Origin of the sequence: Myroides sp. DW712, assembly GCF_046557355.1 — a bacterium.
Lineage (GTDB): Bacteria > Bacteroidota > Bacteroidia > Flavobacteriales > Flavobacteriaceae > Flavobacterium.
The window spans coordinates 102,381-114,428 of the sequence record NZ_JBKFDO010000002.1 but is presented as its reverse complement, the minus strand read 5'-3'; the positions used below and the strand labels follow the sequence as shown (position 1 = coordinate 114,428).

Below are 12,048 nucleotides of genomic sequence, written 5' to 3'. Positions count from 1 at the left end.
TAAACTAGAATTAAAGTAAAACTTAAATACAAATGAAAAAAAGAGTATTGTTAACCTCTGGTTTAGCTCTAGCTTCGTTAGTTGCTTGTAAAGATGGCAAGAAAGCAGAAGAAGTAGCAGACCAAGAAAATCACGGGATTAATTTAGAGTACATGGACCTAAGTGTGAATCCTGGAGATGACTTTTTCCGTTTTGTAAACGGTACATGGTACGATAACACCGAAATTCCCAATGATAGAACCCGTTGGGGAAGTTTTGATGAGTTGAGACAAAACACAGATAAAGATGCTTTAGCGATCTTAAAAGAAGCTGCTGAAGCGCATAATCTAGATGCTAAGTCGGATCAAGCGAAAGCCGTTGCTTTGTTTGAGTCGTATTTAGACGAAGCTACACGTAACAGTGTGGGTGTTGCTCCATTAAAACCTTATTTGGATCAAATCAATGCGATTCAAACACCAGCAGACGTGACTAAATTGATTAACGATTTAGCAGATGAAGGTGGTTTAGGGTTATACTCTTCTTATGTATATGCTGATGCAAAAAACTCAAATGAGAACACGGTTTATTTAAGTACAGGTTCTTTAGGATTACCTGACCGTGATTACTATGTATTGCAAGATGCAGACATGAAAGAAAAACGCGAGCAATACGTAGCACACGTAGCGCGTATGCTAGAGATGGCTGGTGAATCAAAAGAAGAAGCAACAGCAGATGCTACACGCGTATTGGCAATTGAGACCAAAATGGCTGAGCCACGTTTGACAAGAGTAGAGCGCAGAGATAGCCGTTTAACCTATAATCCAATGACAATCGCTGAGCTCCAAAAAACAACACCAGTTGTGGATTGGACGGCTTATTTCGAAGCAACAGGATTGAAAAACATCGATAAAGTGGTCGTTTCTCAACCGCGCTATATGAAAGCATTAAATGACATTTTAGCAGCTAAAAACATTGGAGATGTAAAAGCATATCTAAAATGGACGTTAGTAAATGGATATGCAAGTACGTTATCCGTTGCAATGGAAACAGCAAACTGGGAATTTTATTCTAAAACATTAGAAGGAGCCAAAGAGCAAAGACCAGCGGAAGAAAGAGCACTTGCTGTAGTAAACAATACAATCGGAGAGGCTTTAGGGCAATTATACGTAGCGAAAAAATTCCCTGCTGAAGCGAAGGCAAAAGCACAGGCCATGATCAAGAACGTATTGACAGCTTTCGGTGAGCGCATCAAGAACTTACCGTGGATGGCTGAAGAAACGAAAAAAGGAGCTTTAGAAAAATTAGCAACTACTACGGTAAAAATTGGTTATCCTGACAAATGGGAGGATTATTCAAAAATGGATATCAAATCTCCTGAAGCGAAAGGAAACTACTTCGAGAACATGAGAAATGCATCGAAATGGGAAGTAGCGAAAAACAGAGAAGATTACGGTAAACCAGTAGATAAATCGCGTTGGGGTATGTCACCACAAACAGTGAATGCTTACTTTAACCCATTATACAACGAAATCGTATTCCCTGCAGCTATCTTACAACCGCCATTCTACGATTACAAAGCAGATGAGGCTATCAACTACGGAGGAATCGGTGCAGTTATTGGACATGAGATTTCACATAGTTTTGACGACTCTGGTGCTCGTTATGACAAAAATGGGAACTTAAACAACTGGTGGACAGATGCTGATTTAGAACGTTTTACTGTTTTAGGTAATAAATTAGCGGATCAATACAGCGCATTAGAGCCATTGAAAGATGTTTTCGTTGATGGACACTTTACTTTAGGTGAAAACATTGGAGATTTAGGCGGAGTGAATGTTGCTTATGATGGGTTAAAAATCTACTTAAAAGAAAATGGAGATCCAGGTCTAATCGACGGATATACACCAGAACAACGATTCTTTATTTCTTGGGGTACTATTTGGAGAACGAAAGCACGTGATGAGGCTATCAGAAACCAAGTAAAAACAGATCCACATGCTCCAGGACATTATAGAGCGTATGTTCCTTTACAAAACGTTGATGCTTTCTATGAAGCATTCGATATTAAAGAAACAAACAAACTTTACATCAAACCAGAAGATCGTGTTAAGATTTGGTAGAAACAGAAATAGTTTACGGTTAACAGGACACTGAACCCATAAAAAAAGCGAGTTGTTTTTAAAAACAACTCGCTTTTTTTATGGTGATGCGTGAACATTTGTTCTTTGTTCTTTGCTCTTTGGTTTACAAGAAATAATCATATCACCAAATCCTCACCAAATCTCACCAATCACTCATCACCAATCACTCATCCCCTTGAACCACTTTTAAAACCATGGGATCAATCTTCAGCAACCATTCATAATAGTCTTCTTGTCCTTTGAGTTGGTTCAGATACTCTGCAATAAGAAAATGCAGGACTAATTCTTTGTGACGATCTAATTTGAAGAATAGCTTATTACTTTCTAAGTGACGCTTAAAGGCATTGTACTCCTTTTTATCCGCCTGCAAATGTGCAATTAATTCCTCCGTCGTCATATTAGTATAGAATTGACGGTCTTTATCAATTTCTTGGAAAACATAATAACTCACCATACCCGACTTCATCATCATAACTATTGCCTCTTCTCCATGCTTGCGAGCAATGGGAACGAACAAATCGGGAACAATTCCACCTCCTCCATAGACAATTCGCCCTGTTAGGGTTTTGAATTGGAGACTATCCGCTACTTTGATACTATCAGCTGCATATAATTCTCCATGTTCATAGCGAGAGCGGAAATCGTTGTTATAGTCTTCTATACCATTTTTGTAATTCTTTTGAATCGATCGTCCTGAAGGTGTATAGTAACGAGCAGTTGTCAATCGAATGGCCGAACCATCGCCCAACATCAATTCCCGTTGTACCAATCCTTTTCCGAAGGTACGTCGGCCAACTATCGTTCCTCGATCATTATCTTGAATGGCTCCAGCAATAATCTCACTGGCTGAAGCGCTATTTTCATTGACTAATACATAGAGTGGTTTGGTTGTAAACAAATTGGTACTTTTCGCTTTGGTAATTTTTTCTTGTCCTCCGCGGTTAATTGTTTTCACAATCGTTTGATCGGGTAATAATAAATCATTTAATATCTTGCTCGACTGATCCATATAACCTCCGCTATTATCGCGTAAATCGATGATCAGCCCTTGAATATCTTGTTCAATCAACTCCAATAGACCCGCTTGAAATTCTTCATAGGTTGTACTGGCAAAGCGATTAATTTTAATATACCCATAGTTATTATCTAATTTGATAGCGATATCCACGCTTTTCAGTGGGATAGGTTCTCGTTTTACCTGGATGGTTTTTCGTTCATCTGTCGTTTTTCGGTAAATATCTAGGGCAATTGTCGTCCCATCCTCTCCTCTTAAGACAGAAGATATGGTATCAGAGGTGATATCCTTACCATAGAGCACCTGCTGGTTGGCCTTTAGGATACGATCCCCTGCTAAGATTCCTGCTTGTTTAGAAGGACCTCCTTCAACGGCTTTAATCACTGCTAAGGAATCTTGGTATAAATAGTACTGGATTCCGATACCCACAAAGCTTCCCTGCATAGACTCCGTTACTTCTTGCATCAGCGCTTTGCCAATATAAACTGAATGCGGATCCAATTGTTCTAAAATCACAGAAACCGTACGATCTACAATAGAATCCGTATTAACTTGATCCACGTATTCTTGCTCAATAAAATCCAGTAGTCGATTGAGTTTTAACTTATTGTGATTGGTAAAAAAACTACCTTGCGCCCGTTGAGAAGCAGACACTAAGAATCCTCCCAACAGAACGCCAAGCGAAATAGACACTGCAACAATAAAAGGCCAAAAAAACTTTTTCATAAGATACGCATTAATCTAAGTCCTCAATATGAACTACCTCAACTCCCGCTTTATCTAGGAATTCAATCCCTGCCATATCTTTATATCCTTCTACATAGACCACTCGTTTAATCCCCGCTTGATGAATAAGTTTACTACAATCTCGACAAGGAGACATGGTAATGTACAACGTGGCATCTTGGCAACTTTGGGTAGAACTCGCCACTTTTAGAATAGCGTTTGCCTCTGCGTGTAAAACATACCAATAGGTTTGATCGTGTTCATCTTCACAGCAGTTATCGAATCCTGTGGGTGTTCCATTATATCCATCGGATATAATCATTCGATCTTTGACAATGATAGCGCCTACTTTTTTTCGCTTACAATACGATAACTGTCCCCATTCCCGTGCGATACGCAAATACGCCTTATCGTATTTAGTTACTTTAGGATTTGACATAAACCTCTATTTTATAACTCATAATATACGACAAAAATACACATAAGTTTCACGTAGGCCTCTATCCTCTTTTGAAATAATGTGATATACCCATTGTATTTCCTCTTTATCTCTTTGCTAAGCCCTGTTATCTCACTTATCTACTCCTTTTTATCTCTCTATTTTTTTTGTGCGATACCCGCATTATTTTAAAGTTTTTTTGTACATTACTTCTAATTAACACCTTAAACCAATTAACAACAAAAAAGAATGCGATATGGCTTATTTAGATTTATATGACAGTGGCTTTAAAGAGCGAAACAAAGGGCATTTTGCCTCTATTGTTCGCGTTGCCTTAGCCGATGGAGATTTTAGCGAAGAGGAACTTAAGTTTTTAAATGAACTAGCAGACAAGCTAGATATTTCACCCGAAGACTATGAGAAAATTCTAGCCAACCCTGAAAAATATCCCGTGAATCCTCCTTATTTAGAGATTAACAGGATTGAACGTTTATATGACTTAGCGCGCATGGTTTATGTAAATCATAAATTAGGTCCTAAACAAAAAGACATCTTGCGCAAATTTGCTTCTGCCCTTGGATTTACAGGAGACATTGACTTGATTGTAAACAAGTCCCTTTCTCTTTTAGTCTTAGAAGTAGACATTGATACGTTTATAGCAGAGATTCAAAAATTGAAACATTAATTTTACAAATAAAAAAAGGGATTCACGATGGAATCCCTTTTTTTATTTTCTATTTTATGGATGTAACGCCATAAATTCTTCTGCTTTTTCTACCATATGTTTACTTCCACAAAAGAAAGGAACACGTTGGTGTAATTGGGTTGGTTCAATTTCCATGATGCGATTGTATCCATCAGATGCTTTTCCTCCTGCTTGTTCCACGATAAAAGCAATAGGATTACATTCGTACAACAATCTCAATTTTCCTTTCGGAGCTTTTGTACTTGTTGGATAAATATAAATTCCTCCTTTTAAAATATTGCGGTGAATATCTGATACTAAACTTCCTATATAACGCGCCGAATAAGGACGATTTCCTTGTTCCTCTTGACAGTATTTTAAATAGTCTTTCACCCCTTGTGGAAATTGAATGTAATTTCCTTCATTAATCGAATAAATACTTCCATCTTCTTTAATTTTCATGTTAGGATGAGACAAATAGAACGTTCCAATTGCTGGGTTTAATGTAAATCCATTTACCCCTGCCCCTGTGGTATACACTAACATTGTCGATGAACCATAAACAATATACCCTGCAGCTACTTGATTCTCTCCTTTCTGTAAGAAATCCTCTAATTGAACTGGAGTTCCTGCAGGCGTTACACGGCGATAAATCGAGAAAATAGTTCCTACGGAAACGTTTACATCAATGTTGGAAGACCCATCTAGTGGATCAATCAACACCACATATTTGCTATCGTTATCACCTTTTTTTCCTTGAATAGTAATAAAATCATCTTCCTCTTCAGAAGCAATTCCACATACAATTTCGCGATTAACTAAGGTATTGATAAAAATTTCATTGGCGTAAACATCTAGTTTTTGCTGTTGCTCTCCTTGTATATTTTCTGTACCAAAAGCCCCTACAATATCGACTAAACCTGCTTGGTTTACTTGATGACTCACCACCTTTGCAGCTAATCGTAAAGAGTTAATTAAGCGAGAAAGCTCTCCTGAGGAGAATTTAAAATCCTCTTGTTTATCAATAATAAACTCCCCTAGTGTTTGGTGTCTTTTTGTTGTCATGGAAAAATGATTCTTTAGTTGTGTATTTTGCTGTGCAAATATCGTTAATTTTGTCATTCAAACGAAGTTATTAACCATAAATCCGACAAAAGACATGAATGTTAGAGCAGCTACACCAGCTGATATGCCAGCTATACTACGCTTAATTCAAGAATTAGCTACTTTTGAGAAAGAACCTGATGCGGTTATCCTCACGGTAGAAGACCTCATTCGTGATGGCTTTGGCGAACGTCCTCTTTTTCGCGCCTTAGTTGCTGAACATCAAGGTGAACTTGTTGGCATGGCACTCTTCTACTATCGATATTCCACCTGGAAAGGCAAAACCATTCATTTGGAAGACCTCATCGTAACAGAGCAAGCAAGAGGAACTGGAGCGGGAATGGCGTTGTACAAAACGGTGATTCAATTAGCCAAAGAAGAAGGAGTAAAGCGTGTAGAATGGGTGGTGTTAAATTGGAATCAGCCAGCGATTGATTTTTATAAAAAATCAGGAGCTCAAGTATTGGAAGATTGGTATACGGTACAAATGGATGAACAAGGCATTCATGCCTTTATCAATAAGTAAAAAGAATATGAAGATTTATAAATTTGGTGGCGCTTCGGTCAAAGATGCCGAGAACGTAAAGAATGTAGGTCAGGTCTTGCGTACCGTAGGCTATGCTGATAGCCTGTTGATTGCTTCTGCCATGGGAAAAACGACCAATGCTTTAGAAGTGGTGGTGCACAATTATTTTCAAAATCGTTTCGATCTAGCTGAATCTGTTCAAGTCGTCAAAGATTATCACTTGGTGATTATGCGTGATTTATTTACGGACACTACTCATACAGCCTATCAAGCAGTAGAAGCTTTATTTGACTCTTTAACCTCTTTCTTACTCCACAACAAATCGCCCAACTACAATTTTGTGTACGATCAAATTGTCAGCTACGGAGAGTTGTTATCTACCACCATCTTACACCATTACTTATCCCTCAGTGGCATCGAAAATACCTGGATTGATGCGCGTAATCTAATTAAAACCGATACGACCTATCGCGATTCGAACGTACAATGGGAGGCTACGGAAGCAGCGATTACGCAAGCAATAGACAAACAAGAGCTCTATATTACGCAAGGGTTTATCGGATCCGATTACAATGGCTTTTCTACCACCTTAGGAAGAGAAGGCTCGGATTACTCCGCTGCTATTTTTGCGTATGCCCTACATGCGGAGAGTGTAACGATTTGGAAGGATGTACCTGGCGTGCTCAATGCCGATCCGCGTTATTTTGAAGAAACGACGCTTTTGGAGCAAATTTCCTACCAAGAGGCAATTGAATTGGCGTTTTACGGTGCTTCAGTTATCCATCCTAAAACCTTACAACCTCTGCGTCAAAAGGAAATTCCATTGTATGTCAAATCCTTTGTCAATCCAACCTTAGCAGGAACTTCTGTTTCTAAAGGCGCGGATTTAAAACCAGTCATTCCTTGTTATATTGTTAAAAAAAATCAGCTGTTGATTTCGCTTTCTTCGAAAGATTTTTCTTTTATCATGGAGCAAAATATCAGCGATATTTTCAAATTGTTCTGTGAGTATAACATCAAAGTAAATGTCATTCAAAACTCAGCAATTAGTTTTTCTGTTTGTGTCGAAGATAAATTCAATCACTTTGAGGAATTACGTCAAAAGCTAAACGATCAATACCGTGTGAGTTATAACGAACAGGTATCACTTTACACGATTCGCCATTTTGACGAAACTTCAGCCGATCGCATTTTACAGAATAAAACCCTGCTACTCAAACAAGTAAATAGAGAAACCATGCAAATGGTAACGAAAGAATAATACAATAGCTTCAGTAAAAACGAAGCTATTTTTGTTTTACTGTGTTGGACTCTCTTCTATTCACTTTGTTAAATATTATGATAAATACACTACTTTTGATGAATTGGAGTTTATACCTACATGAACCTACAGCGATTTCTTTTTATCTTTCTCTTTTGGTACTCTTGTACAATTGCACAAGAAGGGAATTCGCTATATCAACAACGGACTTGGGAGATCGGATCCACCATCTTTCAACTTCCTGATATTCCATTAAACAACAGCTATTTTGAGCTTCGAGATGCCCAACAAGAGCTTGTTCCTGCATCGGACTATCAGGTAGACTTTGAGACGAACACGATTACCTTATACCAAACAACCCTTGATTTTCCACTAACCGTCTACTATCTGGAACTTCCGTCTTTCCTGACGACGCCTATTAGTTACTACGATACTGCGCGTATTGTACCGAATGAAGCAGGCAGTTTTACCTATCAACATCAAACAAATAACCAGCCTACCTTTGTTCCCTTTGAGGGTCTGAATACTATGGGAAGTTTATCGAGGGGATTAACTATGGGAACCAATCAAAGTGCGGTTACCTCATCTAACTTAGATTTGCAAATTACAGGAAATCTATCCGATCGAGTCAAAATTCGCGCCTCCATTCAAGATAATAATTTACCCCTACAATATGGGGGATATTCTCAAAAAATAAACGAATTTGATCAGATTTTCATTGAGTTATTTTCGGATACTTGGTCGATTCGAGCAGGGGATATATTTCTAGAAAATCGCGCACGACGGTTTTTAAACTTCAACAAAAAGGTACAGGGATTATCCACTCGATTTGTTTTTGGCAACGAAGACAACAAAACAACAGTAGAAGCTGCCGCAGCGCTAGCTCGTGGGCAGTATACCCGCAGTACTTTTAACGGACAAGAGGGCAATCAAGGTCCTTACAAATTAAAAGGAAACAATGGAGAACTTTACATTTTACTCGTATCGGGTTCGGAAAAAGTGTACATCAATGGATTGTTACTCAAACGCGGAGAAGAAAATGACTATGTGATTGATTACAATTCGGGTGAATTGCGCTTTACCACCCGTTATCCCATTACTGCAGATATGCGTATTGCTGTGGAGTATCAGTATACCGACCGGAATTACACGCGCTTTGTGGGCTATGGAAACATACAGCACGAAACGCAAACTTGGCAATTAGGATTAAGTGTCTTTACGGAAACCGATTTAAAAAATCAATCCCTCCAACAGAATCTAACTGAAGAACAAATTGACATCCTCAAGCAAGCTGGAAATGACCCAGCCCGCATGATGGCTCCTTCAGCTTATCGGGACACCTATTCTGAAAATAAAATACTCTACACGAAGGAGCAAACACCAGAGGGGCAGTCGTATTACGTATTTTCAACAGATTCCGAAGCAGAATTGTATTATGTCTCCTTTACAGCTGTAGGAAATAATCAAGGTGATTACGTTGTAAAAAGTACCCAATCCGTTGGGCGCATTTTTGAATATAGTCCTCCTGTAAATGGTGTGCCACAAGGAAATTACGCTCCCGTGGTCAAGCTCATTGCCCCCATACAGAACACAATTGCCACAGTGAATGCAGCCTATCATCCTTCTGAAAAGACGGCGATTGACATAGAGGTCGCCTTCAGCAATCACGATGCTAACCTTTTTTCATCTCTGGATGAAGAGGAAAACAAAGGTTGGGCAACCGCTTTCAAGGGAAAACAACGTTTGTGGACCAAAAATCAAGTCCAACTTAACGTCTTGACAGACGTCCAGTTCATCCATAAAAATTTCCATTCGTTAGAAAATCTATTCTCTATTGAATTTGATCGCGATTGGAATTTGCAATATGCCGAAGGCAATCAAAGCTTAGTGATGGGTGGATTAGAATTCCTTATTCCAGGGAAAGCCAACGCTACCTATTCCTTTGAACAACTCAATTTTGGACACGATTACAAGGGAACACGACAAAATTTATCGGGAAAATGGCAAGCCAATCCGTGGCTCATTCAAACGCAAAATAGTCTGATGCAAGCGGATGGGTTAACCGCGGAAACCACCTTTGTTCAGAGTCATTCTCAAGCAAAGTACTTCTGGAACAACAATTATGTGGGTTCCAAACTTTCTTTTGAACAAAATAAAGAAACAAATCTCGAAACACAAGTGCTCAACCCACTAAGTCACCGCTATTCTTCGTTGGATTTATTTGTAGGTAAAGGCGATTCTTTGGGCCAAAACATCGAATTAGGCTATCAATTTCGTCTCAATGATAGCCTACAAGACAACCAGTTGAAGCGATTCTCCAAGGCGCATACCTTTTACCTCAAATCTCAATTAATCAAATCCGAAACGCGAGATGTAAATCTCTATGCTAACTATCGTACTTTACGACATGAAGATAGCAATAAACCTACGGAACATACAGTAAACAGCATTCTAACCTATCGCGATCAGTTTTTTAAAGGATTTGTGCAATCACATACGCTCTATGAAATTAGTTCGGGGACCATTGCTCAACAGGAATTTACCTATTTAGAGGTGGAGCCTGGACGCGGTCAATACATGTGGATTGACTACAACAATAACGGTATTCAGGAGTTGGAAGAATTTGAACTTGCTCCTTATCCTGATTTGGGAAAATACGTCCGTTTATACTTACCGAGCCAGGTATTCTTACCCACTAATCAAAATAAACTTACTCAAACCCTCACGTTAAATCCTGCTGCTACTTGGCAAAATGAAACGGGAATCAAACGTATTTTGGCCTTTTTCTACAACCAAACGTCGTATAGTATTGACCGCAAAGACTTGAAAAAAGGCAACCAAATTCGCCTGCATCCCTTTACCTCTGATGAAGACCAAATGGTGGGATTGATTGAGAATTTCAACAATTATCTATACTACAACCGCGGCAAAAAGCGCCATAGTGTTACCTATATGTATGCCCAATCCAAGAGCAAAAATCTCTTGTCGTTTGGCTCAACGGAAAACACCATTCAAACCCATCAATTGGGCTACAATCATTTGATACGCAAAACGTGGTTACTTGATTTATGGGGTAAAACCGCCCAACAACAAACCAAGTCACCTTCCTATACCAGTAAAAATTACGAGCTCCAAATTCAGGGATTTGAAACGAAACTATCCTATTTATTTTCCTCTCAGGCTCAAATAGACCTCTTCTACAACTTTCAAGAAAAGAAAAATCAAACTGCTGACTTTGAGTCCCTAGAACAACACCGTGTTGGCCTGTCATTTGCAGTAAATCAAATCAAATTATTTACGATGAATGGAGAATTCTCCTTTTTTCAGAATACCTTTACAGGAAATGCCATGTCCCCCATTGGCTATCAGATGTTAGAAGGATTGCAACCTGGCAAAAATATGACGTGGCGCTTGATGTTCCAGAAAAACCTAACGAATTACTTGGATCTGAGTTTAAACTATCAAGGAAGAAGCAATGAATCCACCGCAACTATTCATACAGGAAGCGTTCAATTGCGTGCCTTTTTTTAATTGTTGTGAAGTTTGTTCTTTGTAAGAATTGTTGTAAAATGCAAACTGTAACCGTAAACTATCAACCATGTACAGCGATAAATTTTCTTTGTGTTTTCAGCCCGACTCCTTGCTCATTGAGCAGGTCAAAATGATGAAAGATCGACTAGGAGAAGCCATCGGCTGGTATCCCAGTAAAAATTCTTTAGCGCATTTAACGATTGCGGAATTCCAAGCGAGTGAATCTGATATTCAACGCATGCATCAACAGATTCTGCGTTGTTCTGCGAGCTTTACTCCTGTAGAAACCTACTTACTGGCATTTGGCACTTATCCCAATGGTACCTTTTTTCTAGAAGTAGATGTACAAGCAAAACCCATCTTACAATCCTACGCCAAAAAACTATTTCAAACGTTACAGCTCAAACAGGCATATAAATGTACAGATCCACATCTTTCTATTGGACGAAAACTCGACGAAGAAAAAATACAACAAGCCTATGCCTTGTTTGAACAACCCAACTTACATTTTACTTGCAATCAACTGGTATTAAGACGACTGAACACGATACGTCGACAATTTGACATCCTTGCTACCTATCCGTTTTTATCTCAACCTTTGATCGAAGATATGCAGTTGACCTTATTTTAAAATTCTTTTT

General features: G+C 38.8%; 9 protein-coding genes. 6 read left to right on the top strand and 3 right to left on the bottom strand.

Annotated features, from left to right (window positions below; translation table 11 throughout):
- The first annotated feature begins 32 nt into the window (after nucleotides 1–32).
- Complete coding sequence (locus ACLJX0_RS02060; protein WP_410878002.1) at nucleotides 33–2,099, top strand: M13 family metallopeptidase; 2,067 nt, start codon at nucleotides 33–35, stop codon at nucleotides 2,097–2,099.
- 184 nt (nucleotides 2,100–2,283) lie between these two features.
- Here the strand turns inward: ACLJX0_RS02060 and ACLJX0_RS02055 are convergent, their stop codons facing one another.
- Nucleotides 2,284–3,861 (bottom strand): S41 family peptidase, encoded by a 1,578-nt coding sequence (locus ACLJX0_RS02055; protein WP_410878001.1) that lies wholly within the window; start codon nucleotides 3,859–3,861, stop codon nucleotides 2,284–2,286.
- A gap of 10 nt (nucleotides 3,862–3,871) precedes the next feature.
- Nucleotides 3,872–4,300 (bottom strand): deoxycytidylate deaminase, encoded by a 429-nt coding sequence (locus tag ACLJX0_RS02050; RefSeq protein WP_410878000.1) that lies wholly within the window; start codon nucleotides 4,298–4,300, stop codon nucleotides 3,872–3,874.
- A gap of 256 nt (nucleotides 4,301–4,556) precedes the next feature.
- Between ACLJX0_RS02050 and ACLJX0_RS02045 the strand changes: the two genes are divergently transcribed.
- The gene (locus ACLJX0_RS02045; RefSeq protein ID WP_410877999.1) at nucleotides 4,557–4,985 is read left to right on the top strand and encodes a TerB family tellurite resistance protein; all 429 of its coding nucleotides are present in this window, start codon (nucleotides 4,557–4,559) and stop codon (nucleotides 4,983–4,985) included.
- 54 nt (nucleotides 4,986–5,039) lie between these two features.
- Here the strand turns inward: ACLJX0_RS02045 and fbp are convergent, their stop codons facing one another.
- On the bottom strand, nucleotides 5,040–6,050 hold the full coding sequence (gene fbp, locus ACLJX0_RS02040) for a class 1 fructose-bisphosphatase (RefSeq protein WP_410878298.1): 1,011 nt from the start codon (nucleotides 6,048–6,050) through the stop codon (nucleotides 5,040–5,042).
- Nucleotides 6,051–6,144: 94 nt separating this feature from the next.
- Between fbp and ACLJX0_RS02035 the strand changes: the two genes are divergently transcribed.
- From ACLJX0_RS02035 to ACLJX0_RS02020, 4 genes are all read left to right on the top strand, one after another.
- Nucleotides 6,145–6,615, top strand: coding sequence for a GNAT family N-acetyltransferase (locus ACLJX0_RS02035; RefSeq protein ID WP_410877998.1), 471 nt, complete (start codon nucleotides 6,145–6,147; stop codon nucleotides 6,613–6,615).
- 7 nt (nucleotides 6,616–6,622) lie between these two features.
- The gene (locus ACLJX0_RS02030) at nucleotides 6,623–7,876 is read left to right on the top strand and encodes an aspartate kinase (RefSeq protein ID WP_410877997.1); all 1,254 of its coding nucleotides are present in this window, start codon (nucleotides 6,623–6,625) and stop codon (nucleotides 7,874–7,876) included.
- 120 nt (nucleotides 7,877–7,996) lie between these two features.
- Nucleotides 7,997–11,407: a hypothetical protein gene (locus ACLJX0_RS02025; RefSeq protein ID WP_410877996.1), complete on the top strand. Its 3,411-nt coding sequence runs from the start codon at nucleotides 7,997–7,999 to the stop codon at nucleotides 11,405–11,407.
- Nucleotides 11,408–11,474: 67 nt separating this feature from the next.
- Nucleotides 11,475–12,038 carry a 2'-5' RNA ligase family protein gene (locus tag ACLJX0_RS02020; protein ID WP_410877995.1) on the top strand — a complete coding sequence of 188 codons (564 nt, stop codon included), beginning with the start codon at nucleotides 11,475–11,477 and terminating at the stop codon, nucleotides 12,036–12,038.
- The last annotated feature ends 10 nt before the right edge of the window (nucleotides 12,039–12,048 follow it).

Coding starts and splice junctions, on each gene's coding strand:
- ACLJX0_RS02060 (WP_410878002.1), top strand. CDS start 33: ATGAAAAAAAGAGTATTGTTAACCTCTGGTTTAGCTCTAGCTTCGTTA.
- ACLJX0_RS02055 (WP_410878001.1), bottom strand. CDS start 3,861: ATGAAAAAGTTTTTTTGGCCTTTTATTGTTGCAGTGTCTATTTCGCTT.
- ACLJX0_RS02050 (WP_410878000.1), bottom strand. CDS start 4,300: ATGTCAAATCCTAAAGTAACTAAATACGATAAGGCGTATTTGCGTATC.
- ACLJX0_RS02045 (WP_410877999.1), top strand. CDS start 4,557: ATGGCTTATTTAGATTTATATGACAGTGGCTTTAAAGAGCGAAACAAA.
- fbp (WP_410878298.1), bottom strand. CDS start 6,050: ATGACAACAAAAAGACACCAAACACTAGGGGAGTTTATTATTGATAAA.
- ACLJX0_RS02035 (WP_410877998.1), top strand. CDS start 6,145: ATGAATGTTAGAGCAGCTACACCAGCTGATATGCCAGCTATACTACGC.
- ACLJX0_RS02030 (WP_410877997.1), top strand. CDS start 6,623: ATGAAGATTTATAAATTTGGTGGCGCTTCGGTCAAAGATGCCGAGAAC.
- ACLJX0_RS02025 (WP_410877996.1), top strand. CDS start 7,997: ATGAACCTACAGCGATTTCTTTTTATCTTTCTCTTTTGGTACTCTTGT.
- ACLJX0_RS02020 (WP_410877995.1), top strand. CDS start 11,475: ATGTACAGCGATAAATTTTCTTTGTGTTTTCAGCCCGACTCCTTGCTC.